Consider the following 25,091-nt stretch of genomic DNA (forward strand, 5'->3'; position numbering starts at 1 on the left):
CAGAGGGGGAGGCCTTTCGGGTCCGCCCGCCCAGGTCGGTCCGCTGTCCGCAGCGGCGCGACCGGCCGGCGTGCGTACCCCCGCCGGTCCGTGACCAGGAGGCCTCGACCACCATGAACGCCCAGCCGAACGCGGGACGCCCCACCAGCGCCTCGACCCTCACCGAGCTTGAGCTGGCCAGCCCCTTCGAGAGCCGCCACATCGGCCCCGACGCCGCCGCGCAGGAGAAGATGCTGGCCTCCGTCGGCTACGGCTCGCTGGACGAGCTCGCCGCCACCGCCGTTCCCGAGGCGATCCGCTCCATCACCGCCCTGGACCTGCCCGCCGGCCGCAGCGAGGCACAGGTCCTCGCCGAGCTGCGCGAGCTGGCCGGCCGCAACCAGGTGCTCCAGCCGATGATCGGCCTGGGCTACTACGGCACCTTCACCCCGCCGGTGATCCTGCGCAACGTCATGGAGAACCCGGCCTGGTACACCGCGTACACCCCGTACCAGCCGGAGATCTCGCAGGGCCGCCTGGAGGCCCTGCTCAACTTCCAGACCCTGGTCTCCGACCTGACCGGTCTGCCCACCTCCGGCTCCTCGCTGCTGGACGAGGGCACCGCGGCCGCCGAGGCGATGGCGCTGGCCCGCCGCGTCACCAAGGTCAAGGGCGGCGTCTTCCTGGTCGACGCCGAGACCCTGCCGCAGACCGTCGCGGTGATCAACACCCGCGCCGTGCCGACCGGCGTCGAGGTCGTCGTCGCCGACCTGTCCGAGGGCATCCCGGCCGAGATCGCCGAGCGCGGCGTCTTCGGCGTGCTGCTGCAGTACCCGGGCGCCACCGGCGTGGTCCGCGACCTCACCGCGGTGATCGAGCAGGCGCACGGCCTGGGCGCGATCGTCGCCGTCGCCGCCGACCTCCTGGCGCTGACCCTGCTCAAGTCCCCGGGCGCGCTGGGCGCCGACATCGCCTGCGGCACCTCGCAGCGCTTCGGCGTCCCGATGGGCTTCGGCGGCCCGCACGCCGGCTACCTCTCGGTGCGCGCCGAGTACGCCCGCTCGCTGCCCGGCCGCCTGGTCGGCGTCTCCGTCGACGCCGACGGCAACCGTGCCTACCGCCTGGCCCTGCAGACCCGCGAGCAGCACATCCGCCGCGAGAAGGCCACCAGCAACATCTGCACCGCCCAGGTGCTGCTCGCCGTGATGGCCTCGATGTACGCCGTCTACCACGGCCCGGACGGCCTGGCCGACATCGCCCGCCGCACCCACCGCTACGCCGCCGCCCTCGCCGAGGGCCTGCGGGCCGGCGGCGTCGAGCTGCTGCACGGCGAGTTCTTCGACACCGTCACCGCCGTCGTCCCGGGCCGCGCCGCCGAGATCGCCGCCGCCGCCCGCGCCAACGGCATCAACGTGTTCCAGGACGGCGAGGACCGGATCTCGGTCTCCGCCGACGAGACCACCACCCGCGAGCACCTGGCCGGCGTCTGGTCCGCGTTCGGCGTCCCCGCGGTCGAGGCCGCCGAGGCCGCCGACGCGCTGCCGGCCGCGCTGCTGCGCGAGGACGAGTACCTGACCCACCCGGTCTTCCACAGCCACCGCTCGGAGACCGCCATGCTGCGCTACCTGCGCCGCCTGTCGGACCGGGACTACGCGCTGGACCGCGGCATGATCCCGCTGGGCTCCTGCACCATGAAGCTCAACGCCACCACCGAGATGGAGGCGGTGACCTGGCCGGAGTTCGGCCAGCTGCACCCCTTCGCGCCGGTCGACCAGGCCGCGGGCTACCTGACCCTGATCCGCCAGCTGGAGCAGCAGCTCGTCGAGGTCACCGGCTACGACGCCGTCTCGATCCAGCCGAACGCCGGCTCCCAGGGCGAGCTGGCCGGCCTGCTGGCCGTCCGGGCCTACCACCACGCCAACGGTGACGCCCAGCGCGACGTCTGCCTGATCCCGTCCTCGGCGCACGGCACCAACGCCGCCTCCGCGGTGATGGCCGGCATGCGCGTGGTCGTGGTGAAGACCCTGGTCGACGGCGACGTGGACGTCGAGGACCTCAAGGCCAAGATCGAGCAGCACCGCGACAACCTGTCGGTGCTGATGGTCACCTACCCGTCGACCCACGGCGTGTACGAGACCCAGATCACCGACATCTGCGCCCTGGTGCACGAGGCCGGCGGCCAGGTGTACGTCGACGGCGCCAACCTGAACGCCCTGGTCGGCCTGGCCAAGCCGGGCAAGTTCGGCGCGGACGTCTCGCACCTGAACCTGCACAAGACCTTCTGCATCCCGCACGGCGGCGGCGGCCCGGGCGTCGGCCCGGTCGCGGTGCGCGCCCACCTGGCGCCGTACCTGCCGAACCACCCGCTCCAGGAGGAGGCCGGCCCGGCCACCGGCGTCGGCCCGATCTCGGCCGCGCCGTGGGGCTCGGCGGCGATCCTGCCGATCTCCTGGGCGTACGTCCGGCTGATGGGCGGCGAGGGCCTCAAGCACGCGACCCAGGTCGCCGTGCTGAACGCCAACTACATCGCCAAGCGCCTCGCGCCGCACTTCCCGGTGCTCTACACCGGCCCGGGCGGGCTGGTCGCGCACGAGTGCATCATCGACCTGCGCCCGCTGACCAAGGAGACGGGCGTGACGGTGGACGACATCGCCAAGCGCCTGATCGACTACGGCTTCCACGCGCCGACGATGTCCTTCCCGGTGGCCGGCACGCTGATGATCGAGCCGACCGAGTCCGAGGACCTGCACGAGATCGACCGGTTCTGCGACGCGATGATCGAGATCCGCGGCGAGATCGACAAGGTCGGCTCGGGCGAGTGGGCGGCCGACGACAACCCGCTGCGCAACGCCCCGCACACCGCCGCCGTGCTGGCCGGCGACTGGGCGCACGGCTACTCGCGGCAGGAGGCGGTCTTCCCGGCGGGTGTGAACCTGGCGGACAAGTACTGGCCGCCGGTGAGCCGGATCGACGGCGCGTACGGCGACCGCAACCTGGTCTGCTCCTGCCCGCCGCTGGACGAGTACGGCGTCTGATCGACTGCGCAGGAACGAGGCAGGGCCCCGGCAGAACGTTTCTGCCGGGGCTCTGCCCTTGTGCGCTGTCCGGGTGTCGGACGGGTTGCCGCGTGGGCTCGGGCCGTGGCGGCGCGGGCGGTGGGGCGGCGTGGGCTCAGGCCGCGTGGGCGACCGGGCGGCGCGGGGCGATCACCCGGCCGTCGGGCAGCAGTTCTCCGGTGTCCTCGAACAGGAGGACGCCGTTGCAGAGCAGGCTCCAGCCCTGCTCCGGGTGGCAGGCCACCGGCTCGGCCGCTTCGCGGTCCTCGGACTCGGCCGTCGGGCACTCAGGACGGTGCTGGCACATACGCGTACCCTCGCTTCGCTCTGCGATCCTCCCCGTGGTGCGGTTCCCGGAGGTCGAGCCGTCCGGGGCCGCCGTGGTGGTCGGATCCTGTCCGCGTGCCGGCCAGGTTTGGCCAGCACTCAAGTGGGTAGGACAGGGGGTCCTTCCACGCTGGTTCCCAGTGTCGGCATCTGCGGACGCGCGCGCAGCAATTTCGTGACATGCGCCACAACTCCGGGGCAGAGATCACCCGTTCAGGTGGGGCCGGGGAGAAATCGCGCACCAGTGGGCCAGTCGGGGCATGGCCCGAGAGGGCCATGGCGGATGGCCCGTCCGGGTAGTGGCCGTTCGGGTGAGGGCGGTGGGCGGGGCGGGCGCGGCGAAGGGCCGCCGGGCGCGGTGCCCGACGGCCGGTGCGGTGCGCGTCCTCAGGGGGAGCCGAGCAGCAGGGATCCGGCCAGCGGGGCGCGGGCGAGCAGCGGGAGCAGCTCGGCGGCCGGGTAGGCGCGGTGCGCGGTGACGCCGAGCGGGGCCGGGGCCAGCGGGATCAGCAGGTCGGCGGACGGGCCGGCGTCGGGGCTGTGCAGCCAGAGCGCGGTGGCGTACTGGCCGGGGAAGGTGAGCAGCCGGGGCTGGCGGCGGGAGCGGGAGCCCTGGGTGAGCTGCCAGGCCTCGCGCAGTGCCCGGACGGTGGAGGAGAGGTACGGGCCGGCGGTGAAGTGGGAGAAGGTGTGGCCCTCGGGGCTCTGCACCACCTCGGCGGCGGCGGCCACGTCGGGGCCGTCCTTGATCAGGAAGCGCCAGCCGGTGCGCCGGGCGGCGGGCAGCTCGGGGCGCGGGCCGTCCAGGACGTGCACCGCGAGCGGGTGCGCGGGGAGCAGTGGACCGGTCGGGTGACGCAGCGCGGCGGCGGCGGGCTGGCGCAGCGCGGTCTCCGAGTCGAGCGCGCCCAGGACCGCGCGCAGGGCACTCGGTGGGGGCTGGGGGGTCTGCAGGGTCATGGCGGGGTCCGCCTCTCCAAGCGAGATCGGCGTGCGAGTGCGGCATACCGGCGCGGCTCGGCGCGTCCACGGTGACGGGGGCCGGCCTTGTCCGGTTGTGCAGGATCGCGGCGCCGGCGCGGTCTCCGCCGTCGACGAGGGACTCGGGGCGGGAGCGGACCGGCCGGAGCGCAGTGCGAACTCAGCGGCTTCATCGAACAAATGCGCAGGGTGATCTGTTTATCACAGGCGGTGGCGGCGGGCAAGTCTGCAGATGACCTGAATTCCCGTCAGATGCCTTGCAATGCAAGCCAGTACAAGCATTCGGGTATCGATCTTCGAGGTGGGCATGATGCTGGCACGGTCGACCGGCCGGGTGTCTCAGGAGGAGGGGACCGTGGGCGAGAAGGTCGTGGCGACACGGGCGGATCTGGCGGACCGGCAGCAGTACCGGCTCAAGCTCCAGGCCTGCCTCGACGCGCTCGGGCGGATGCTGCGCGAGGACCGCTTCGACCGGCCGCGGGCCGTGATGGGGCTGGAGATCGAGCTCAACCTGGCCGACGAACAGGGCCTGCCGGTCATGCGCAACGCCCAGGTGCTGAGCGCGATCGGGTCCAGCGACTTCCAGACCGAACTGGGCCAGTTCAACATCGAGGTCAACATCGTGCCGCACCGGCTCTGCGGGCACGTCTTCGAGGAACTGCGCGAGGAGATCGACACCGGGCTGCGGTACGCCGACCGGCAGGCGGCCGAGGCCGGCGCCCGGATCGTCATGGTGGGCATCCTGCCGACCCTGGAGAACGACCACACCGGGCTGGACGCGATGAGCCACAACCAGCGCTACAGCCTGCTCAGCGACCAGATCCTGGCCGCCCGGGGGGAGGACATCGCGCTGGACATCGAGGGCGTGGAGCACCTCCAGCTGGAGTCCATCACGATGGTCGCCGAGGCCGCCGCGACCTCGCTGCAACTGCACCTCCAGGTGACCCCGGAGCGGTTCTCCTCGGTGTGGAACGCCGCCCAGGCGATCTGCGGGCCGCAGCTGGCGCTCGGCGCCAACTCCCCCTTCCTGTTCGGGCGGGAGCTGTGGCGGGAGACCCGGCCGGTGCTCTTCCAGCAGGCCTGTGACACCCGTTCGGCGGAGCTCAAGGCCCAGGGCGTGCGCCCGATCACCTGGTTCGGCGAGCGCTGGGTGGACTCGGCGTACGACCTGTTCGAGGAGAACCTGCGCTACTTCCCGGCACTGCTGCCGATCTGCGACGACGAGGACCCGCTCAAGGTGCTGGCCTCCGGCGGCGCGCCCAGGCTCGCCGAGATGCGGCTGCACAACGGCACCATCTACCGCTGGAACCGCCCGGTGTACGACGTCTCCGGCGGGGTCGCGCACCTGCGGGTGGAGAACCGGGCGCTGCCGGCCGGGCCGACGGTGGCCGACACGCTGGCCAACGCCGCCTTCTACTACGGGCTGGTGCGGGTGCTCGCCGAGCAGCCCCGGCCGGTCTGGACCCGGCTGCCGTTCGAGCGGGCGGACGAGAACTTCCGCCAGGGCGCCCGGTACGGCATCGACGCGGTGTTCCAGTGGCCGCGCCCCGGCCGGGCCGGCCGCGGCGGCGGGCTGCAGACGGTGTCGGCGGTCGACCTGGTGCTCAACGAGCTGCTCCCGATGGCCTACCAGGGGCTGGACGAGTGGGGCGTGGAGCCCGCCGACCGGGACCGCTACCTGGGGATCATCGAGCAGCGCTGCCTGCGCCGCACCAACGGCGCCGCCTGGCAGAGCGCCACCTTCCACCGGTTGCGCGAGCATTACGGCATGGACCGCCCGGCCGCGCTCGCCGCGATGACCAGGCGCTACGCCGAGCACATGCGCGGCGGCGAACCGGTGCACACCTGGCCGGTGGGCTGAGCCCGCCGCTGTGTCAGGATGATCGCTCCGGTCGTCGGCCGACGACCGGAGCGACCGTCCGTCCGCTGGAGCACCCGTGACGACCCGCCCGACCGTGCCGGAGACCGTGCGGCCCGACCGACGCCTGCTCGGCGTGGAACTGCTGGTCGTCCTCGGCCTCTCGCTCGGGGCCAGCGGGATCAGTGCGCTGATCAGCTTCGCGGGCTCGCTCACCGAACCGCTCCAGCTCGGGCAGCAGGTCGCCACCCTGAACGGCTCGCGCGCGCCCGGGCGGCCCTGGCTGGACCTGGTCTGGCAGCTGTACTACATCGGGCGCGGGCTGATGCCGGTGGTGCTGGTCGGCTACCTGCTGGTGCGCGAGGGCGCCTCGCTGCGGGTGCTGGGCTTCGACCTGCGGGAGAAGCTGCGCGACCTGGGCCGGGGCGCGGCCGTCGCGGCGGCGATCGGCGGCTCCGGGCTGGTGCTGTACCTGGCCTCGCAGGCGGCCGGGTACAACCTGACGGTGGCGCCCTCCGGACTGCCGGACGTGTGGTGGCGGGTGCCGGTGCTGGTGCTGTCGGCCTGGCAGAACGCGATCCTGGAGGAGGTCGTCGTCCTCGGCTACCTGCTGCGCCGGCTGGGGCAGCGGGGATGGTCCTGGCCGGCGGCGGTGGTGGCCAGCTCGGTGCTGCGCGGCTCGTACCACCTGTACCAGGGGGTCGGCGGGCTGGTCGGCAACATGGTGATGGGGGCGGTGTTCTGCCTGCTGTACCGGCGCTGGGGGCGGGTGATGCCGCTGGTGGCGGCGCACGCGCTGATCGACACGGTGGCCTTCGTCGGGTACGCGCTGCTCGCCGGGCACGTCAGCTGGCTGCCGACCCCCTGACCGGTGATCCCGACAGGGACTGGCTGCGCGGCGGGCGGGCGAGCAGCCGGTCGACGTGCCGGCGCTCCAGGCCCCGGCCGGGGTCGATCGGCAGCAGCAGGCGGTCCCGGCGCCACAGCGAGCGGCGGACCAGCCGGGACGGGATGACGTCGTCCACCCAGGCGAACGGGCGGCCCTCGGCGTAGCGCAGCAGCGGAGCCCACTTGCGGGCGGAGAACAGCTGCATCAACGGGACGCGCGGGTCGTCGGGTTGCGGGACGTACCCGGTGAAGCGGACGAAGGGGAGCGGGTCCAGGCCGATCGCCGGGGCGATGTGGGTGTTGGCGTGCTCCTCCCAGGTGGTGGCCCAGACCAGCTCGTACGTCCCGGCGAGTTCGCGCAGCCAGGCGCCGTGCTCGGCGGAGAGCAGGACGGCGTAGCCGAGCAGGGTGTGGGTGTCGAACCCGGCGTCCGGAGGCGGGCAGACCGGGTTCAGCACCCCGTCGACGTCCAGGAACAGCAGTGGCTTCGGCACCGGTGGGCCCCCAAGTGGATGGATCTTCCTACCCGGTCGGACGAACCGTCGGCCCCGATGGTTGCTTTCCGACGGGCGCACGCGGGGCGCACAGGGCGCTCACGGCGCGGGCGCGGGTTCGCCGGCGGGCACCGGTGCGTCCGGGGTGCTTCCCCGCGGGTCGCGGCGGGAGAGCCGGCGGATCTGCGGGTCGATCAGGACGACGGCGCTCAGCAGCAGGCACAGCGCCGCACAGGCCCACAGCGCGCCGGACAGGCCGAGCGCGGCCGCGGCCGGGCCGGCCAGCGCGGTGCCGACCGGGGCCAGCGAGTAGGAGCCGAGTTCGTCGTACGCGGAGACCCGGGAGAACATCTCCTCCGGGATCTCCTGCTGGAGCACGACCATCCAGTTGACGCCGAAGACCGTGACGCCGACCCCGGACAGGAACATCGCGGCGATCAGCAGCGGCAGCGGGGCGCCGGCGGCCAGGGCGAGGGCCGGGGCGCCGAACAGGAACACGCCCCAGTTGCCGACCAGCAGGATCCGGCGGGGGCGCCAACGGGCCATCAGCAGGCCGGTGACGACCAGGCCGACGCCGTACGCGGACATCGCCAGGCCCCAGGCGCCCGCGCCGCCCAGGCGTTCGTCGGCCACCGTCGGCCCGTACACCGCCTCGACGGTGTTGATGCAGGCCACCACGACGGCGAACTGCAGCACGATCACCCACAGCCAGCGGCGGGAGGCGAACTCCCGCCAGCCCTCGCGCAGGTCGCGCAGCATGCCGCCGCCGGAGGGGGCGGGCGCGGACTCGGGCTCCAGGAAGAAGCGCAGGGAGGCGGCGACCAGGAAGCAGAGGGCGTCCAGGGCCAGCACCCAGCCGGGGCCGACGGCGGCGGTGAGCGCCCCGCCGAGGGCGGCGCCGCCGATCTGGGAGGCGTTCAGGCCCATCCGGAAGACCGCGAAGGCGCGGGCGGCGTGCTCCTGGGGGACGGCCTGCATGATCATGCCGCCGGCCGCGGGGGAGTAGAGGGCGTAGCCGGCGCCGCCGGCGGCGGAGAGCACCAGCAGCTGCCACAGCTGGACGTTCCCGGCCAGCACCAGGGCGGCCAGCACGGCCTGGGAGGCGCCGCTGAACAGGTTGGCGGCGACCATCACGTGGTGGCGCGGGAGCCGGTCGGCGAGGGTGCCGCCGACCAGCAGGAACAGCACGGTGGGCAGCAGCCGCGCGGCGGTGACGTAGCCCACCTCGGTGGCGCCGCCGCCGTTGCCGAGGACGGCGAAGGCGGTGGCGATGGGGGCGCCGGCGTTGCCGAGGCCGCTGATCACGGTGGCGGCGGTCTGGATGCGGAAGTTGCGGCTCGCCCAGGTGGGGCGGCGGGGGAGTGGGGTCGGCACCCGGGTGACTATGGTCGGAGTTCGTACCGGTGTCATCCGGATTTCGCGCCCGAACCGGTGGGGGCGGGCGCCGGCGGGTGGGGCGGGGCGCCGGGGGCCGGTGGGGTGTCGGGGCGCTGGCGGGGCGGGGCGTCAGCCCAGGTGGCCCCAGAGGAAGGTGAGGGTGCGGCGCCAGGCGATCCGGGCCTGGAGGGCGTCGTAGGTGCCCAGCGGGTTCTCGTCGTTCATGAAGGCGTGCCCGGCCGGGTAGAAGTGGATCTCGGGGCGGACGTCGGTGGCCTCGCCGATCCGGGTGGCCGCCTCGTCCACGGCGGCCATCGGGATCGAGCCGTCGAGTTCGCCGAAGTGGCCGAGGACGTGGGCGGTCAGGCCGCGGTAGTCGAAGTCGGGGTCCGCCGGGAGGCCGTAGAAGGGGACCGCGGCGGCCACGGCGTCGCCGGCCCGGGCCGCCAGCATCAGGGCGAAGCCGCCGCCCATGCAGAAGCCGACCGCGCCGACCGCGTCGCCGACCACGCCGTCCAGCGCGAGCAGGTGGCCGACGGCGCCGGAGAGGTCCTCGACGGCCCGCTCGACCGGGAGTTCGCGCTTGAGCCGGGCCGCTTCGGCGCCGTCGTGGGTGGTGGTGCCGCCGAAGAGGTCGGGGGCCAGCACGGTGAAGCCCTCGGCGGCGAAGCGGTCGGCCATGTCCGCGACGTGCGAGGTGAGCCCCCACCACTCCTGCACGACAACCAGGCCCGGTCCGACGCCCTGCGGAGGGCGGGCCAGGTACCCGTGCGCGGTGCGGCCGTTGCTCGGGAAGCTGACGTTCTGCCGGGGGCCGCCGTGGTCGGGCATGGCTTCCTCTCGGTGGGTCGGGCCGGTCGGGGCTGGGCCGTTCGGCGGTCGGGCCGTTCGGTGGGTCGGGCCGTCTGCGGCGGGGAGCGGGAGGGCGGGGCCGGTCAGCCCATCTCCTCCAGGGCGCGGCCCTTGGTCTCCTTGATGCAGAAGGCCACGAACGGGATGGAGAGCAGCGCGAAGGCCGCGTAGATGACGTACGTCGCGGAGAGGTTCCAGTCGGCGAGGTCCGGGAAGCTGACCGTGATCGCCCAGTTGGCGATCCACTGGGCCGAGGCCGCGACCGACAGGGCCAGCGCCCGGATCCGGTTGGGGAACATCTCGCCGAGCAGCACCCAGACCACCACGCCCCAGGAGAAGGCGAAGCAGAGCACGAACACGTGGGCGGCGACCAGGGCGACGGTGGCGTGGGTGTTGTCCAGGGTCGCGGTGTCGCCGGTGCCGTGCCGGTAGGAGAACGCCCAGGCGGCCGTGCCCAGCGCGGCCGCCATGCCGATCGAGCCGGCCAGGGCCAGCGGCTTGCGGCCGATCCGGTCCACCAGGGTCATCGCGATCACCGTGCCGATCACGTTGACGATCGAGGTGGAGAGGCTGATCAGCAGCGAGTTGGACTCGTTGATGCCGACCGACTGCCAGAGCAGGGACGAGTAGTAGAAGATCACGTTGATGCCGACGAACTGCTGGAACACCGAGGCGCCGATGCCGACCCAGACGATCGGCAGCAGGCCGAAGCGGCCGCCGAGCAGGTCCTTGAGCCGGGGCTTGTGGGCGGATTCCAGCACCGCGCGGATCTCGGCGACCCGGGCGTCCAGGTCGACGTCCTCGCCCTCGACCTCGACCAGCACCTTGCGGGCCTGCTCCTCGCGGTGGTCGGCGATCAGGAAGCGCGGCGACTCCGGGATGGAGAGTGCCATCAGCCCGTACACCAGGGCCGGGATGGTCTCGACGCCGAGCATCCACTGCCAGGCCTGGATGCCGCCGAGGTGGCCGGTGGACTCGCCGCCGGCGGCCTGGTTGAGCGCGTAGTTGGCGAGCTGCGAGACGGTGATGCCGAGCACGATCGCCATCTGCTGGAAGGAGGCGAGCCGGCCGCGGTAGGCGGTCGGCGCGACCTCGGCGATGTAGGTCGGCGCGATCACCGAGGCGATGCCGATCGCGACGCCGCCGACCACGCGCCAGCTCGCGAGGGCCTCGATGTTCGGCGGGAACATCGAGCCGACGCCGCTGGCCGCGAACAGCACGGCGGCCAGCAGCATGGTGCGCACCCGGCCGAAGTGGTCGGCCAGCCGGCCGGCGACCACCGCGCCGGCGGCCGAGCCGAGCAGCGCGATGGCCACCACGAAGGCGGTGGTGCCGTGGCCCACCGCGAAGTGCTTCTGGATGCCCGTCACGGCGCCGTTGATCACGGCGCTGTCGTAGCCGAACAGGAAGCCGCCCATCGCGGCGGCCGCCGAGATGAAGATCACGTGCCCGAGGTGGGCCTCGCCGGAGGCCCGCTGGTGATGGACTGTGGACACGCGCGCTCCCCGGGTGGACGGGCCCGCCCCGACGGCTGGGCAGGACTCGTCTCACATTCGAGCAGCGCGGCGGCCGACCCGCCCGAGTTGGGGACCGATCGGGTGAAACGGGGTCAGTCGGCGGCGCGCGTGGTGGCCGTGCGCCGCTCCTGGAGCCGCTCCTGACGTCGGCGGTGGCGCCGCAGCAGCTGGGTGCGGGCGGCGGCGTCCTGGTCCCGGCGGAGCGCCGGGGCGTCCGCGCGCTCGGCGAGCCGCCCGGCGATCGCATGCTGTTCGGCGGCCGGCTTCTTGTCGTCGTACTTGAACTTGGCGCGCACCTCGCGGACCGTCAGGCGGAGCCCGCGCAGGCCGGGCAGCAGCCGGCCGAACTCCGTCCGGCCGGGGACCACCCGGACCTCCGGGGTCTCCGGCTGGAAGTGCGCCAGCTGGCGGTTGAGGATCTCCGCCTTGCCCTCGGCGGACTCCACCACCTCGGCGGTGCAGTGGAAGTGCACCGAGGCGTAGTAGCTGGTGGGCGTGCCGGGCTCGCCGCGCCAGTGGCCGGGCGCGAAGGCGTAGCCGTCGGTGACCGCCAGGGTGACGTTCGGGTCGGCGCGGACGGCGGCCAGCAGCGGGTTGGGCGTGGCGAGGTGGAGCAGGATCTCGCCGCCCTCCTCGTCCAGCAGGAAGTGGGTGGGGACGAGCACCGGGCCCTCGTCGGGGCCGCCGTTGGCGGCGAGCAGGCCGAAGTCGCGGCCCTCGGCCAGCCAGGCGCGCCACTCCTCCTCGTCGCCTCGGTCCCAGGACCTGATCAGCATCGGACGGCCTTCCTCAGCGGGGATAGCGGCGCATGTGCGCGGGCAGCGGGACGTTCGGGTCGTGCGGCTCGGGGGCGCCGTAGGCGGTGCTGACCGGGACGGTGCCGGACCAGTACGGCAGGTCGGCGTCGGCCGGGTCGTCGGCGGCGCCGTCCGAGCGGGTCTTCGCCGAGACCTCGTCCAGCTCCAGCCGGAGCACGGCGGTGGCGGCGAGCTCCTTGGGGTTGGCCGGGCGGATCTCGCCGGAGCGGCCGGGGACGACCTGGTCGACGATGGCGGCCAGCGCGACGTCCAGCTCCTCGGGGTCGGTGACCTGGTACGCGGTGCCGTGGGCGACCACCGAGCGGAAGTTCACCGAGTGGTTGAACGCGGACTTGGTCAGCACCAGGGCGTCGACGTGGGTGACTGTGAGGCACACCTGGAGGCCCTGGTCGTCGGCGGCGCCGCGCAGCGGGCGGCTGCCGGTGGAGCCGTGGACGTAGAGCCGGCTGCCGACCCGGGCGAAGACCGTGGGCAGGACGACCGGGGCGCCGTCGACGACGAAACCGAGGTGGCAGAGGTAGGCATCGTCGAGGATGGCGTGGATCGCCTCGCGTTCCCAGGTGGCGCGGTCCTTGTAGCGGGTGGGGGTGGTGCGTGGGGTCCGGGCGTAGTCGGTGCCCTCGGTGTTCGTCGGCGTGGTCGACATGACAACCCCTATGTACTAGTGCATAATCTGGTTTGTGCTAGGAGACTATCCGCTGAAAGGGCGACGCGCCAGCGAAATCGCGGCCCACATCGAACAGGGCGTGAGCAGCGGACAGCTCGCGCCCGGAACCCCGCTCCCCCCGCTGCGCGACCTCGCCGTCGAACTCGGCGTCAACCCCAACACGGTGGCCGCCGCCTACCGGCTGCTGCGCGACCGGGGCGTGATCGAGACGGCCGGCCGCAAGGGCAGCCGGATCCTGCCCCGGCCCGCGCTCACCCCCCGCGACCAGATCCGCGTCCCGGTGCCCGAACGCGCCCGCGACCTCTCCACCGGCAACCCCGACCCGGCGCTGCTGCCCGACCTCGCCCCCGCCCTCGCGGCCGCGGTCGCCCGGACCGGACCCGTGCTGTACGGGCAGTCGCGGATCGACCCCGGGCTGCTCGAACTCGCCCGCAGCTCCTTCGAGGCCGACGGACTGCCCGGCGGCCCGATCGCCGTCGCCTCCGGCGCGCTGGACACCATCGAGCGCACGCTCGGCGCCTGGCTGCGCCCCGGCGACGCGGTGGCGGTCGAGGACCCGGGCTGGGGCAGCCTGCTCGACCTGCTGCCCGCGATGGGGCTGCGCCCCCTGCCCGTACGGCTGGACGACGAGGGGCCGCTGCCGGAGGCACTGGCCGCGGCACTGGCCGACGGGGCCCGTGCGGTGGTGGTGACCAGCCGGGCGCAGAACCCGACCGGTGCGGCGCTCGGCGAGGCGCGGGCCGCGGCGCTGCGGGCCGTGCTGGCCGAGCACCCCGGGGTGCTGCTGATCGAGGACGACCACGGGCACGGCATGGTCGACCAGCCGTACCGGCCGCTGGTCGGCGCGGGGCCGCGGCACTGGGCGGTGGTGCGCTCGGCGGCCAAGGCGTACGGGCCGGACCTGCGGGTGTCGGTGATGGTCGGCGACGAGGAGACGGTCGGTCGGGTCGCCGGGCGGCTGCGGCTCGGCGCGGGCTGGGTCAGCCACCTGCTGCAGCGCACCGTCGCCGAGCTGTGGCGCGCCGACGCGGCGCCCGCCGCGAGCGTGGCCGCCGCCTACCGGGAGCGGCGGGACGCGCTGCTGGCGGAGCTGGCGGCGCGCGGCATCGAGGCGCACGGGGCGAGCGGGCTGAACGTCTGGGTGCCGGTGCCGGACGAGACCTCGGCGCTGGCGGCCCTGGTGCAGCGCGGCTGGGTCGCGGCGCCCGGGGCGCGGTACCGGATCCAGTCGCCGCCCGGGCTGCGGTTCACCGTCGCGGGACTCGACCGGGCGGGCGCAAGGGACCTGGCCAACGATCTGGCGGCGGTTCTGGGAACGGGCGGTGCCGACACCCGGCTGGTCTGAACCCGTCGGTAACAAAGCGGGAAACCTGCTGCACGTACCTAGCGGTAACCGGCGCGGCCATGCCATCTTTCGTGCGCCACCGGCGCCGGCGGCCTTCCCTCACGTACGCGTCTTCCCGTCCCCATCGCGCGGGGAGACCGAGCCGCAGGAGTTCCGCCGTGCCCGAAAACAGTTCGAGCAGCACCAGCAGCACCCCTGGACTCGGCCGTCGGCTGCTCACCGCAGCCGCCGCCCTGCCGCTGACCCTGGCGGGGCTGGCCCTCGCCGCGCCCGCCTCGGCGGCCCCGGCCGCGCCGGCCGCCGCGCCGGGCGGACCGACCGCGAGCGTCACGCTCGGCGACAGCTACATCTCCGGCGAGGCCGGCCGCTGGAAGGGCAACTCGGCCGACTCCAGCGGGAACCGGACCGGCACCGACCGGGCCTGGAACGGCAGTTCGTACGACCCCTCGCTGGTCTACGGCGCGACGGCGGCCGGCGGGTGCGACCGCTCCGACGTCGCCGAGGTGCTCGGCGCCCAGGGCGTCGCCCAGAAGCAGGTCAACCTGGCCTGCTCGGGCGCCGTCACCGGCAACGTCTTCCGCGCCTCCAACGGCGGGCAGTCCCTCAAGGGCGAGGCCCCGCAGGCCGACCAACTCGCCACCGTGGCGGCCCAGAACAACGTCAAGCTGATCACGCTGTCGATCGGCGGGAACGACCTCGGCTTCTCCGGGATCATCTCCAACTGCGTGCAGGACTACCTGGTCTGGTACTCCTACTGCCACAGCTCGGCGCAGTCCCAGATCGACTCCAAGATGCCGACCGCGATGGCCGGGGTGAGCAAGGCGATCGACGAGATCCGGGCCGTCATGACCAACGCGGGCTACGCGCGCTCCGACTACCGGCTGGTGCTCCAGTCGTACCCCTCGCCGATCCCGCGCAGCGCCGAGATGCGCTACCCGGAGAGCGGCTGGAGCCGGTCGGACACCGGCGGCTGCCCGTTCTGGGACGGCGACGCCGACTGGGCGCGCGACTCGATGGTGCCGCAGATCTCCAAGGCGCTGGCGGGGGTCGCGGCCGCCAAGGGGGCGCAGTTCCTGGACCTCTCCAACATGCTCCAGGGCCGTGAGGTGTGCTCCACCTCCGCGCAGCAGCCGAGCGCGGGCTCCGGCCCGTCCGCGACCACCAGCGAGTGGGCGCGCTTCCTGGACGGCGGTCTCAACACCAGCCAGGGCGCGGTCCAGGAGTCGATGCACCCGAACTACTACGGGCAGCAGGCGCTGGGCGCGTGTCTGGGGCAGCTGTGGACCCGGCCGACCGGCAACTACGCGTGCAACAACACGGCCGGGCGGGACGCGAGCGGGATGTACCTGACGGCGGAGTGAGGCGGACGTGCCGCCGCCCCTCGCCCGGAGTGTGCGGGCGGGGGCGGCGGTACGGCGCTCGGCCCGGTTTTCGGCTCGGCTTTCGGGTTCAGCCCTTGGCGAGCAGGGACTGGGCGTGGGCGCGGACCTGATCCTTCGTCAGATAGGCGTCGGTGTACTCGAAGTCCTGCAGCCGGGCGGGCTGGCGGGCCAGGAAGCCGGTACGGACGAAGTCGTCCCCGGCGGTCGCGTTGAGCAGCCAGTTCGCCCCCACCCGGAACTTCGCCGCATTGGTGCGCATCGCCATCAGGTGGTAGCCGCGGGCCACCAACTGGGCCGGAACACCGCGCAGTTCGACGCCCACCGGCTTGGAGACCGCGTCCTTGCCGCCGAGGTCGACCACCAGGCCGAGGTCCTTGTGGTAGTACGGCTCCAGCGGCTGGCTGCGCAGCGAGGCGATCACGTTGTCGGCCACCGCGCGGCCCTGGCGGGCCGAGTGCTGGGCGGTCGGCGGGCAGACCGCGCCGTCGCCCTTGGCCAGGTCGGGGACGGCGGCCGCGTCGCCGAGCGCGAACACGCCCTCGAACTGGGGCACCCGCATCTCCGCCGTCACCGCGAGCCGGCCGCGGACCGTCTCCGCGTCCAGGGTGGCGATCAGCGGGCTCGCGGCCACCCCGGCCGTCCAGATCAGGGTGCGGCAGGGGATCACCCGGCCGTCGGTGAACTTGACCGTCTCGGCGCCGACCTCGGCCACCGACACGCCGAGCGACACCTCGATGCCGCGGCCGCGCAGCACCTCCAGGGCCGCCGTGCCGAGGGCGTCGCCCAGTTCGGGCATCAGCTTGGGGGCGATGTCGATCAGGTGCCACTTGATCTGCTGGGCGTCCAGGCGCGGGTAGCGGCGGGCGGCGGCGGTGGTGAGGCGCTGCAGGCAGGCGGCCGTCTCGGTGCCCGCGTAGCCGCCGCCGACGACCACGAACTGCAGCCGGGACTCGCGCTCCCGCTGGTCCAGGGTGGCCGAGGCGAGGTCGAGTTGGGCGATCACGTGGTCGCGGACGTAGGCCGCCTCGGCGAGCGTCTTCATGCCGCGGGCGTAGTCGGTCAGGCCGGGGATGTCGAAGGTGCGGGTGACGCTGCCGGGGGCGAGCACCAGGACGTCGTACTTCTGCGCGACCACCTCGTCGGTGATCTTGCGGACCACGCACACCCGGGAGGCCGGGTCCACGCCGATGGCGCCGCCGGGGACGATGTGGGTGCGGCGCAGGCTCCGGCGCAGGGAGACCGCCACGGACTGGGGGGTGAGGACGCCGGCCGCGACATGGGGGAGGAGGGGGAGGTAGAGCTGGTAGCTGAACGGCGTGACCAGCGTGATCTCGGCCTCCGACGGCGAGAGCTTGCGTTCGAGGCGGCGGGCGCACTCCAGGCCTGCGAAGCCGCCGCCCACGATCAGGATCCGAGGTCGTTCCATCGCTCATCCCTTTGCCGTACAGGTCGTACCGGAAGGCCCCCATTACTGTCCGCCACACTCGCACGGAGCAGCGGGGGCTGCCACCGGGATGGGGCGCAGGGGGGAGGAGGGGGAAGAGGGGTTCCTGAAGAGGGGTTCCTGTCGGGGGGCCGGGGCGGGGCGGGGCACCGATAAGCTGTCGGGCGTGCTCCCCGAGGTGACGGCGATCCGGTACGTGACGCCACTGCGAGAAGGCGGCTCGATGCCGGGCCTGGTCGAGGCCGACGACCGGCGGCTGTACGCGCTGAAATGGGTCGGCGCCGCGCAGGGCCGGAAGGCGCTGGTCGCGGAGGTGCTGGCCGGCGAACTGGGGCGGCGGCTGGGGCTGCCGGTGCCGGAACTGGTGACCGTCGACCTGGATCCGGTGCTCGCGCGCAGCGAGCCGGACCACCAGGTCCAGGACCAGATGCGGGCCAGCGGCGGGACCAACCTCGGGATGGCCTTCGTCAGCGGGGCGCTGAACTTCGACCCGCTCTGCTTCGAGGTGGACCCCGAACTGGCCGGGCAGGTGCTCTGGTTCGACGCGCTGATCGGCAACGTCGACCGGTCCTGGCGCAACCCCAACCTGCTGGTGGCGACCGGCGGGCTGCGCCTGATCGACCACGGCGCGAGCCTGATCTTCCACCACAACTGGCCCGGCGCCGCGGCCTGGGTGCGCCGCCCGTACGACGCCTCCGACCACGCGCTGCTGCGCGCCCGGCCGGACCTGGCGGCGGCGGACAAGGCACTCGCGCCGATCGCGGAGGAGGCCGTCGAGGCGGCGGTGGCGCAGATTCCCGAGGTGTGGCTGGTGGACGAGTTCGGCTTCGACTCGCCTGAGGACGTACGCGCCGCGTACCGCGCCCAGCTGACCGGGCGACTGGCCGGTCCGCGGGACTGGCTGCCGGAGGTGTCCGCATGACCGGGCCGCTGTCGGCCGCGCTGCCGGCCGTCGTGGAACTGCACGACTACGAGTACGCCGTGATCCGGGCGGTGCCGCGGGTCGAGCGGGGTGAGTGCGTGAACGTCGGGGTGCTGCTGTACTGCCGGCAGAGCGCCCACCTGGCCGCGCGGACCCACCTGGACCAGGCCCGGCTGCTGGCGCTGGACCCGGTCGCGGACGTGCAGGGGGTGCGCCGGGCGTTGCAGGGGATCGAGGCGGTCTGCCTGGGCGGGCCGCAGGCCGGTCCGGCGGCCTCGGACAGCCCCGGGCAGCGGTTCCGCTGGCTGACGGCGCCGCGCAGCGCGGTCGTCCAGCCGGGGCCGGTGCACACCGGGCTGACCGCGGACCCGGAGGTCGAGCTGCGGCGGCTGTTCGACCAGCTGGTGCTCTGACCCCGCCGTTCCGGGCCCGGCCCTGCTGCGCCTCCCGCGTCTCCGCCCCTCCTGTCCCTCGTGCCCCTCGTGCCCCGAACGGGGTACTGTGAGGCGGCTCGCCGACGTTTGCCGTGGTCAAAGCTTGAGTTAGTGAAGCACTCGGCCGTACGCTGACCCCATGGGTTCGATCTCGACGACGACCGTACCGACCAACGCCGAGCTGATGGAGGCGTTGGCCGCCGTCGGTGCCGCGTACTTCCAGGACTTCGCGGCCGCCGCGGCCCGGCACGGGCTGTCCTCCTCCCAGGCCAAGGCGCTGGGCTCGGTGCAGGAGCCGGTGCCGATGCGCGCGCTGGCCGGGCGACTGGGCTGCGACGCGTCGAACGTGACCGGGATCGTGGACCGGCTGGAGACGCTGGGCCTGGCCAACCGGGAGGCGGCCGCCGGTGACCGCCGGGTGAAGATCGTGGTGATCACGGCCGAGGGCCGGGAGATCCTCAACCGGATCCGCGGCGAGATGGCCCGCACCCACCAGGCCTTCTCGGCGATGACCGACGAGCAGCGGATCGCCCTGCACTCGATCTGCGGGCAGGTCCTCCCGGTGCTGGCCGGCCGGACGGGCGCCGCGCCGCAGTAGCGGCGGCCACCGGGCCCGCCGGTCGGGCCCGCCGACCGGGTCGGTGCGGCCTCGCGCCATCCGCCGACGTTCGGCGTGACCTCGGCTGTTAGGCTTGCGAAGCGTGAGCGCGAAGCCCCAGATCCCCAATGTCCTGGCCTCCCGGTACGCCTCGGCGACCCTGGCCCAGCTGTGGTCCCCCGAGCACAAGGTGGTCCTCGAGCGCCACCTGTGGCTCGCCGTCCTGAAGGCCCAGCAGGACCTCGGTGTCGAGGTGCCCGCGAATGCCGTCGCCGACTACGAGCGGGTGGTCGACCAGGTCGACCTCGGCTCGATCGCCGCCCGTGAGCGGGTCACCCGCCACGACGTGAAGGCCCGGATCGAGGAGTTCAGCGAGCTCGCCGGCCACGAGCAGATCCACAAGGGCATGACGTCCCGGGACCTGACCGAGAACGTCGAGCAGCTGCAGATCCGCCAGTCCCTGGAGCACGTCCGGGACCGTACGGTCGCCGTCCTGGTGCGCCTGGCCAAGTTGTCCGCCCAGCACTCCGAGCTGGTCATGGCCGGCCGTTCGCACAACGTGGCCGCGCAGGCCACCACCCTGGGCAAGCGCTTCGCGTCGATCACCGACGAGCTGCTGGTCGCCTTCCGCCGCCTGGAGGAGCTGATCGCCCGCTACCCGCTGCGCGGGATCAAGGGCCCGGTCGGCACCGCCCAGGACATGCTGGACCTGCTCGGCGGCGACACCGAGAAGCTGGTCGAGCTGGAGCGCCGGGTCGCCGGCCACCTCGGCTTCGACCACGTGCTGACCAGCGTCGGCCAGGTCTACCCGCGCTCGCTGGACTTCGAGGTGCTCACCGCCCTCGTCCAGCTGGCCGCCGCGCCGTCCAGCCTGGCCAAGACCATCCGCCTGATGGCCGGCCACGAGCTGGTCACGGAGGGCTTCAAGGAGGGCCAGGTCGGCTCCTCCGCGATGCCGCACAAGATGAACACCCGCTCCTGCGAGCGCGTCAACGGCCTGGCCGTCATCCTGCGCGGTTACGCGTCGATGACCGGCGAGCTGGCCGGCGACCAGTGGAACGAGGGCGACGTCTCCTGCTCCGTGGTGCGCCGGGTCGCGCTGCCGGACGCCTTCTTCGCCTTCGACGGCCTGCTGGAGACCTTCCTCACCGTCCTGGACGAGTTCGGCGCCTTCCCGGCCGTGATCGAGGCCGAGCTGGACCGCTACCTGCCGTTCCTGGCCACCACCAAGGTGCTGATGGGCGCGGTGCGCGCGGGCGTCGGCCGGGAGACCGGCCACGAGGTCATCAAGGAGCACGCCGTCGCCTCGGCGCTGGCGATGCGCGCCGGCGCCCGGGAGAACGAGCTGCTGGACCGCCTCGCCGCCGACGAGCGGATCCCGCTGGACCGGGCCGGGCTGGACGCGCTGCTCGCCGACCGGCTGTCCTTCACCGGTGCGGCCGGGGCGCAGGTCGCCGAGGTCGTCCGTCAGGTGGAGGCCGTCGCGGCGGCCTACCCGGAGGCGGCCAAGTACGCCCCCGGCGACATCCTCTGACGAGGAGTCAGTTCTCTGGCGAGGGCCCTGCCGCCGTTCCGGTGGCGGGGCCCTCGTGCGTCCGGGGGCGGCCCGGGTCGAGCGGCGGGGTGGTGGTGGCGCAGGGCCAGTCGCAGTTCGGCTCGGCCACCGGGTGCTCCTCCTCCGGCGCCAGCACATTGCCCCGGACGGTGGCGAAGGCGATCAGCCCGCCGGCGGCCAGCAGGCCGGCACAGATCAGCATCGCGGTGTGGAAGGCGGAGTCCACCGCGGAGGGCACCCGGTAGGCGTCGCCGCTCAGTCCGGCCAGGGCCGGCAGGGCGGCGACCGCGAGCAGCCCGGCCGCGCGGGCGGCGGCGTTGTTGACGCCGCTGGCGATGCCCGCGTGCCGCACCTCGACGGCGGCCAGCACGGTGGCGGTCAGCGGGGCGACCAGCAGCGTCATCCCGGAGCCCATCACCGCGACCGCGGGCAGCACGTCCGCCCAGTAGGAGGAGCCGGGGCCGGTGCGCAGCATCAGCAGCACCCCGGCGGCGCACAGCAGCGGGCCGACGGTGAGCGGGACGCGCGGGCCGATCCGCTTGCCGAGCCGCCCGGCGCGCGCGGACAGGGTCAGCATCAGCACCGTGATCGGCACCAGGGCGAAGCCGGAGACCAGCGGGGAGAAGCCCGAGACGATCTGCAGCTGCACCACCAGCAGGAAGAAGACCCCGCTGAACGCCGCGTAGACGCAGAGGGTGACCAGGTTCACGGCGGTGAACAGCCGGGAGGAGAACAGGCCGAGCGGCAGCATCGGGTCGGGCGTGCGCCGCTCGACGGCCACGAAGGCGGCGGCCAGTAGCAGGCCGATCGCACCGGTGACCCAGACGGCGGGGGACAGTCCCTCCCCGGCGGCGGTGAGCGCGTAGGTGACGGCGCCGAGCGCGAGGGCGGCGAGCAGGGCGCCGGGCACGTCGAAGCGGCCGGCGGCGGACTCGTCCCGGCTCTCCGGGACGTAACGGGAGGTCACCGCGATCACGGCGGCAGCCAGCGGCAGGTTCAGCAGGAAGATCCAGCGCCAGCCCGGGCCGTCCACCAGCCAGCCGCCGAGGAAGGGGCCGACGGCCGCCGACACCCCGCCCAGGCCGGACCAGAGGCCGACCGCCGCCGAGCGGTCGTCCGGGTGGAAGACCGCCTGGAGCATGGCCAGCGAGCCCGGGGTGAGCAGCGCGCCGCCGATGCCCTGGACGGCGCGGGCGGCGATCAGCACGTGGATGGTCGGCGCTGCGGCGCAGGCCGCGGAGGCGACGGCGAACCAGACCACGCCGATCAGGAAGACCCGGCGCCGTCCGTAGCGGTCGCCGAGGGCGCCGCCGAGCAGGATCAGGCCGGCCAGGGTGAGCAGATAGGCGTTCAGGGTCCATTGCAGGGAGGCGAGGGAGGCGCCGAGGTCGGCGCCGATCCGGGGCAGGGCGACGTTGACGACGGTGCCGTCGAGCATCGCCATGCTGGAGCCGAGCACTGTCGCGAGGAGTACCCAGCGGCCCTGCGCGGTGCCCAGGCGCAGAGTGCCGGCTTGAGAGGTGGCCACGGGCCGAATCCTGCGCCCGCCGGGGCGTACGTGACAAGGGTCACCGGGTGGTGTGTCGGTCGGTGGCGGTGCGTGAACGGACGGTCGCACGGGGGTGGTCCCGGCGGCGCAGGGTGGTGGATCAGTGGCGCCGGGTGAATGGATCGTGCACGGAGCGTGCAAGGGATCATTCGGAGGGTGACGGGGCCGCGGGGGTTGTTGCCGATTCAAGAGATCGACATTGCTTCACCCGAACGGATGAGTTTTAGTTCAGCGACCGCCCGGCCAGTCCGGACGGATCCACCGGGTGGAACGCCGAGTCCTGCCGCTGCCCGGTGGCTCGCACCGAACTCTGTACGGCAGGAGCGGGGGACCCACAGGTAAGTCGCCGGACCGGAGTTCGCGCCTTTTCGGGCGCGGACCACCAGGGCCGGCTTGGGGTGAAGCCGCACATGCGGCCGGGCAACTCCAGCCCGAACCCGACAGCTCACCTCGCAGGCGTCGGAGAGGAAAATTCCATGCCTGCACAGGCTCGTCGTATCGCCCTGCCCCGTGCCGCCCGCATCGGCATCGCCACCGCCGTCACCGGGGCCTCGTTCGTCCTGCCGCTCGTGACCGCGATGAGCGCCCAGGCGCACACCGCCCCGGCGGCCACCACCGCCCCGGCCGCTTCCGGGGCCGCCGCTCCGGCTGCCGCCCCGGCCGCCCAGCAGAGCTACCGCGTCGTCAGCGGTGACACCCTGTCGAAGATCGCCGACGCCAAGAACGTCGAGGGCGGCTGGCACGCGCTGTACGAGCAGAACCGCTCGGTGGTCGGCGCCGACCCGAACCTGATCTTCCCCGGTCAGCAGCTGGCCCTCGCCGGTCACGCCGCCGCCCCGGCCAAGCCGGCCGCTCCGGCGAAGTCCGCCGCGCCGGTCACCCAGGACACCTCCGCTGCCGCGGACTCCCAGGTGCAGGTCCGGACCGAGGCCGCCAAGCCCGGCGCCCAGGTGCAGACCCAGGTTCAGACCGCCGCCCCGGCCCAGGCCGTGACCGCGGCCCCGGTCGCCGCCACCTCCGGCTACGTCGCCCCGCTCGCCAACCCCGTGCTGGGCGAGGCCTACGGCGTGGCCGGCTCGATGTGGGCCTCCGGCCACCACACCGGCCAGGACTTCGTCGCCTCCACCGGCACCCCGCTGCGCGCCGTCGCCAACGGTGTCGTGGTGAAGGCCGGCAGCGACGGCGCCTACGGCAACGAGGTCGAGATCAAGCTCGCCGACGGCAAGTACGCCCAGTACGCGCACCTGTCCTCGATCGGCGTGAGCGTCGGTCAGACCGTCACCGCCGGCCAGCAGCTCGGTCTCTCCGGTGCGACCGGCAACGTGACCGGCCCGCACCTGCACTTCGAGATCCGTACCGGTTCCGAGTACGGCTCGGACATCGACCCGGTCGCCTACCTGCGGGCGCACGGCGTCGCGCTCTGACCCTCCGGGTCCTTCCGCAGGAACGTGTGAACCACCGCTGGTGCGGGGCGAATCGACGCCCGGGATGGTCATGTCGGGTGACCGCTCGACCGGGTGATCGCCGCACCGGTGGACCTGGGCGCGGGACACGCCCAAGGCCGGCCCGGCCGTACGGGACAACCTCTCGTACGGCCGGGCCGGCCGCTGCCGTTTTCCGCTCGGTCGTCGTGGTCCACGGGTACGTCTCGTATTCGCGCTGACTGCGCTGACTGCGCCGACTGCGGCGGCGTCAGGTGCGGCGGGCCGGGAGGCCGTGTTCGGCGGCGGCCATCAGGTCGTGCATCCGGTGGCCGAAGTCCTCGGTGTCGCGGGCGGGCTCGGGGAAGACCAGGCGGACGTCGCGGTGGCCGTGCGAGTGGTCCAGGCGCAGCACCAGGCCGTGGCGGTCCAGGGCGAGCGGGCGGACGGCCGGGCCGTGGGTGAGCAGTGCCGGGTCGAGCAGCCGGGTGAGCAGGTCGAGGGCGTCGGCGTGGTCGTCGGCCAGGTGGGTGAGCAGGGCGGCCTCGTGACGGGCCAGCGGGTCGGGGGCGGCGAGGGAGAGGTCGGCGGCGGTGAGCGCGCCGGTGCCGTACGGGGTGGCGAGGACGGCGTGGGCGACGTCGACCCGCAGGTGGACGCTGAGGCCGTCGTCGGCGAGGTGGGCCAGGTGCAGCCGGCCGGCCAGGGTGAGCCGGCCGCGGATGCGGTCGCGGACCGCCACGGGGGAGACGTCGGTGACGTCGAGCACGACGGCCAGGCCGTCGGTGGCGGTGGCGCCGGCGAGGGCCGCGACGAGCGGGGCGTCCAGCGGGGCGCGCAGGCGCAGCCGGGAGCCGTGGACGGAGACCGGGGTGTCCAGGTCGTGGTGCTCGCCGAGGGCGCGGACGGTGAGCGAGGAGGCCGCGCTGAGCAGGCTGCGGACCCGCTCGGCGGTGGTGGGCTCGGGCACCTCGGCGTCACCGGCGGTGATGCTCATGAACGGACCTCCTGTTGGTTAGGTGAGGCTAACCTAATGTCCCCCTGGAGGTGTGGCAAGTGGGCGGGCGGTGGCGCGGCGGCGTGGCGGGGTGGGGATGCGCCGAGGGCCCGGACGCGTTGGTGGCGTCCGGGCCCTCGGGGTGTCGTGGCGGCGGGTCGGGCCGTCGGGCCGTCAGGCCGCCGGGCGGTCAGGCGGTCAGGTGGTCAGCCGATGACGGCCTGGGCGTCGATCTCCACCAGCATCGGCTCCTGCGGCAGTTCGACGAAGATCGTGGTGCGGCACGGCTTCACCCCGCCGGGCTTGACGTTCTCCTCGATGAACTCGGCGTAGACCTCGTTCATCAGCGGGAAGTCGGCGCGCTTGGTGAGGTAGACGCGGAACATCACCACGTCCTCGATGGTGGCGCCGCCGGCCTCGACGATGGCCTTGACGTTCTCCAGGGTGCGGCGGGTCTGCGCCTTCACGTCGCCGTGGTGGAGGTACTCGCCGGTCGCCGGATCCTGCGGGCCCTGGCCGGAGACCTGGAGGATCGGGCCCTTGCGGACGCCCTGGGAGAACATCCAGGCCGGGGCCGGGGCGCCGTCGGTGCGGATCTCGGTCTTGTCGGAGGACATCGGGGTCGGGACT

22 protein-coding genes and 1 riboswitch are annotated in these 25,091 nt (G+C 73.6%); of the genes, 10 read left to right on the forward strand and 12 right to left on the reverse strand.

The window, feature by feature from the left end; all coding sequences use genetic code 11:
* Positions 1–113: 113 nt before the first annotated feature.
* Complete coding sequence (gene gcvP / locus ACFC1T_RS30285) at positions 114–3,014, forward strand: aminomethyl-transferring glycine dehydrogenase (RefSeq protein WP_375893592.1); 2,901 nt, start codon at positions 114–116, stop codon at positions 3,012–3,014.
* A gap of 136 nt (positions 3,015–3,150) precedes the next feature.
* On the opposite strand, the gene ACFC1T_RS30290 is transcribed toward gcvP, so the two are convergent.
* Together ACFC1T_RS30290 and ACFC1T_RS30295 are read right to left on the reverse strand one after the other, a co-directional pair.
* Complete coding sequence (locus ACFC1T_RS30290) at positions 3,151–3,342, reverse strand: DUF5999 family protein (RefSeq protein ID WP_360242315.1); 192 nt, start codon at positions 3,340–3,342, stop codon at positions 3,151–3,153.
* 407 nt (positions 3,343–3,749) lie between these two features.
* Positions 3,750–4,322: a hypothetical protein gene (locus ACFC1T_RS30295; RefSeq protein WP_375893593.1), complete on the reverse strand. Its 573-nt coding sequence runs from the start codon at positions 4,320–4,322 to the stop codon at positions 3,750–3,752.
* 376 nt (positions 4,323–4,698) lie between these two features.
* Here ACFC1T_RS30295 and ACFC1T_RS30300 point away from each other — a divergent pair, with 376 nt between their 5' ends.
* Positions 4,699–6,204 (forward strand): glutamate--cysteine ligase, encoded by a 1,506-nt coding sequence (locus ACFC1T_RS30300; RefSeq protein ID WP_375893595.1) that lies wholly within the window; start codon positions 4,699–4,701, stop codon positions 6,202–6,204.
* Positions 6,205–6,280: 76 nt separating this feature from the next.
* A complete protein-coding gene (locus ACFC1T_RS30305; RefSeq protein WP_375893597.1) occupies positions 6,281–7,069 on the forward strand; it encodes a CPBP family intramembrane glutamic endopeptidase in 789 nt (262 codons plus the stop codon).
* Here ACFC1T_RS30305 and ACFC1T_RS30310 read toward each other — a convergent pair.
* The 6 genes from ACFC1T_RS30310 to ACFC1T_RS30335 all read right to left on the reverse strand — a co-directional run bounded on the left by ACFC1T_RS30310 (position 7,047) and on the right by ACFC1T_RS30335 (position 12,793).
* Complete coding sequence (locus tag ACFC1T_RS30310) at positions 7,047–7,583, reverse strand: HAD domain-containing protein (protein WP_375893599.1); 537 nt, start codon at positions 7,581–7,583, stop codon at positions 7,047–7,049. The two genes, ACFC1T_RS30305 and ACFC1T_RS30310, sit on opposite strands and share 23 nt — an antisense overlap.
* Positions 7,584–7,682: 99 nt before the next feature.
* Complete coding sequence (locus ACFC1T_RS30315) at positions 7,683–8,957, reverse strand: MFS transporter (RefSeq protein ID WP_375893601.1); 1,275 nt, start codon at positions 8,955–8,957, stop codon at positions 7,683–7,685.
* Between the two features lie 132 nt (positions 8,958–9,089).
* On the reverse strand, positions 9,090–9,791 hold the full coding sequence (locus ACFC1T_RS30320) for a dienelactone hydrolase family protein (protein WP_375893603.1): 702 nt from the start codon (positions 9,789–9,791) through the stop codon (positions 9,090–9,092).
* Positions 9,792–9,895: 104 nt separating this feature from the next.
* A complete protein-coding gene (locus ACFC1T_RS30325) occupies positions 9,896–11,308 on the reverse strand; it encodes a sugar porter family MFS transporter (protein ID WP_375893604.1) in 1,413 nt (470 codons plus the stop codon).
* 113 nt (positions 11,309–11,421) lie between these two features.
* Positions 11,422–12,105 (reverse strand): FMN-binding negative transcriptional regulator, encoded by a 684-nt coding sequence (locus ACFC1T_RS30330; RefSeq protein WP_375893606.1) that lies wholly within the window; start codon positions 12,103–12,105, stop codon positions 11,422–11,424.
* 13 nt (positions 12,106–12,118) lie between these two features.
* Positions 12,119–12,793 carry a pyridoxamine 5'-phosphate oxidase family protein gene (locus tag ACFC1T_RS30335; RefSeq protein WP_375893608.1) on the reverse strand — a complete coding sequence of 225 codons (675 nt, stop codon included), beginning with the start codon at positions 12,791–12,793 and terminating at the stop codon, positions 12,119–12,121.
* A 34-nt stretch (positions 12,794–12,827) separates the two neighbouring features.
* Here ACFC1T_RS30335 and ACFC1T_RS30340 point away from each other — a divergent pair, with 34 nt between their 5' ends.
* Both ACFC1T_RS30340 and ACFC1T_RS30345 read left to right on the forward strand, forming a co-directional pair.
* A complete protein-coding gene (locus tag ACFC1T_RS30340) occupies positions 12,828–14,159 on the forward strand; it encodes an aminotransferase class I/II-fold pyridoxal phosphate-dependent enzyme (RefSeq protein ID WP_375893610.1) in 1,332 nt (443 codons plus the stop codon).
* Between the two features lie 158 nt (positions 14,160–14,317).
* Complete coding sequence (locus ACFC1T_RS30345; protein WP_375893612.1) at positions 14,318–15,520, forward strand: GDSL-type esterase/lipase family protein; 1,203 nt, start codon at positions 14,318–14,320, stop codon at positions 15,518–15,520.
* Positions 15,521–15,608: 88 nt separating this feature from the next.
* Here ACFC1T_RS30345 and ACFC1T_RS30350 read toward each other — a convergent pair whose 3' ends face one another.
* The gene (locus ACFC1T_RS30350; RefSeq protein WP_375893613.1) at positions 15,609–16,967 is read right to left on the reverse strand and encodes an NAD(P)/FAD-dependent oxidoreductase; all 1,359 of its coding nucleotides are present in this window, start codon (positions 16,965–16,967) and stop codon (positions 15,609–15,611) included.
* 184 nt (positions 16,968–17,151) lie between these two features.
* Here ACFC1T_RS30350 and ACFC1T_RS30355 point away from each other — a divergent pair, with 184 nt between their 5' ends.
* The 4 genes from ACFC1T_RS30355 (at position 17,152) to purB (ending at position 20,473) form a co-directional block, all read left to right on the forward strand.
* Positions 17,152–17,907 (forward strand): HipA family kinase, encoded by a 756-nt coding sequence (locus ACFC1T_RS30355; protein WP_375893615.1) that lies wholly within the window; start codon positions 17,152–17,154, stop codon positions 17,905–17,907.
* On the forward strand, positions 17,904–18,320 hold the full coding sequence (locus tag ACFC1T_RS30360; RefSeq protein WP_375893616.1) for a DUF3037 domain-containing protein: 417 nt from the start codon (positions 17,904–17,906) through the stop codon (positions 18,318–18,320). The genes ACFC1T_RS30355 and ACFC1T_RS30360 overlap by 4 nt, the downstream gene beginning before the upstream one ends.
* Positions 18,321–18,480: 160 nt before the next feature.
* On the forward strand, positions 18,481–18,939 hold the full coding sequence (locus ACFC1T_RS30365) for a MarR family winged helix-turn-helix transcriptional regulator (protein ID WP_375893617.1): 459 nt from the start codon (positions 18,481–18,483) through the stop codon (positions 18,937–18,939).
* 103 nt (positions 18,940–19,042) lie between these two features.
* Positions 19,043–20,473 (forward strand): adenylosuccinate lyase, encoded by a 1,431-nt coding sequence (gene purB / locus ACFC1T_RS30370; protein WP_375893618.1) that lies wholly within the window; start codon positions 19,043–19,045, stop codon positions 20,471–20,473.
* Positions 20,474–20,480: 7 nt separating this feature from the next.
* Here the strand turns inward: purB and ACFC1T_RS30375 are convergent, their stop codons facing one another.
* Positions 20,481–22,022: an MFS transporter gene (locus tag ACFC1T_RS30375; protein WP_375893620.1), complete on the reverse strand. Its 1,542-nt coding sequence runs from the start codon at positions 22,020–22,022 to the stop codon at positions 20,481–20,483.
* Positions 22,023–22,334: 312 nt separating this feature from the next.
* A riboswitch (cyclic di-AMP (ydaO/yuaA leader) is annotated at positions 22,335–22,517 on the forward strand.
* Positions 22,518–22,519: 2 nt separating this feature from the next.
* Between ACFC1T_RS30375 and ACFC1T_RS30380 the strand changes: the two genes are divergently transcribed.
* The gene (locus ACFC1T_RS30380) at positions 22,520–23,467 is read left to right on the forward strand and encodes a peptidoglycan DD-metalloendopeptidase family protein (RefSeq protein WP_375893622.1); all 948 of its coding nucleotides are present in this window, start codon (positions 22,520–22,522) and stop codon (positions 23,465–23,467) included.
* Between the two features lie 268 nt (positions 23,468–23,735).
* On the opposite strand, the gene ACFC1T_RS30385 is transcribed toward ACFC1T_RS30380, so the two are convergent.
* Entirely contained in the window at positions 23,736–24,461 is a 726-nt protein-coding gene (locus ACFC1T_RS30385; protein ID WP_375893623.1) for a DUF2470 domain-containing protein, read from the reverse strand.
* Positions 24,462–24,667: 206 nt separating this feature from the next.
* A complete protein-coding gene (locus ACFC1T_RS30390; RefSeq protein WP_375893625.1) occupies positions 24,668–25,078 on the reverse strand; it encodes a RidA family protein in 411 nt (136 codons plus the stop codon).
* Positions 25,079–25,091 lie beyond the last annotated feature (13 nt).

Origin of the sequence: Kitasatospora sp. NPDC056076, from assembly GCF_042266305.1 — a bacterium.
In the GTDB taxonomy this organism is placed as follows: Bacteria; Actinomycetota; Actinomycetes; order Streptomycetales; family Streptomycetaceae; genus Kitasatospora.

What these genes read in the sequence shown, in the direction of transcription:
- gcvP (WP_375893592.1), top strand. Translation starts at nt 114, where the DNA reads ATGAACGCCCAGCCGAACGCGGGACGCCCCACCAGCGCCTCGACCCTC.
- ACFC1T_RS30290 (WP_360242315.1), bottom strand. Translation starts at nt 3,342, where the DNA reads ATGTGCCAGCACCGTCCTGAGTGCCCGACGGCCGAGTCCGAGGACCGC.
- ACFC1T_RS30295 (WP_375893593.1), bottom strand. Translation starts at nt 4,322, where the DNA reads ATGACCCTGCAGACCCCCCAGCCCCCACCGAGTGCCCTGCGCGCGGTC.
- ACFC1T_RS30320 (WP_375893603.1), bottom strand. Translation starts at nt 9,791, where the DNA reads ATGCCCGACCACGGCGGCCCCCGGCAGAACGTCAGCTTCCCGAGCAAC.
- ACFC1T_RS30330 (WP_375893606.1), bottom strand. Translation starts at nt 12,105, where the DNA reads ATGCTGATCAGGTCCTGGGACCGAGGCGACGAGGAGGAGTGGCGCGCC.
- ACFC1T_RS30335 (WP_375893608.1), bottom strand. Translation starts at nt 12,793, where the DNA reads ATGTCGACCACGCCGACGAACACCGAGGGCACCGACTACGCCCGGACC.
- ACFC1T_RS30350 (WP_375893613.1), bottom strand. Translation starts at nt 16,967, where the DNA reads ATGGAACGACCTCGGATCCTGATCGTGGGCGGCGGCTTCGCAGGCCTG.
- ACFC1T_RS30360 (WP_375893616.1), top strand. Translation starts at nt 17,904, where the DNA reads ATGACCGGGCCGCTGTCGGCCGCGCTGCCGGCCGTCGTGGAACTGCAC.
- ACFC1T_RS30365 (WP_375893617.1), top strand. Translation starts at nt 18,481, where the DNA reads ATGGGTTCGATCTCGACGACGACCGTACCGACCAACGCCGAGCTGATG.
- ACFC1T_RS30380 (WP_375893622.1), top strand. Translation starts at nt 22,520, where the DNA reads ATGCCTGCACAGGCTCGTCGTATCGCCCTGCCCCGTGCCGCCCGCATC.
- ACFC1T_RS30385 (WP_375893623.1), bottom strand. Translation starts at nt 24,461, where the DNA reads ATGAGCATCACCGCCGGTGACGCCGAGGTGCCCGAGCCCACCACCGCC.
- ACFC1T_RS30390 (WP_375893625.1), bottom strand. Translation starts at nt 25,078, where the DNA reads ATGTCCTCCGACAAGACCGAGATCCGCACCGACGGCGCCCCGGCCCCG.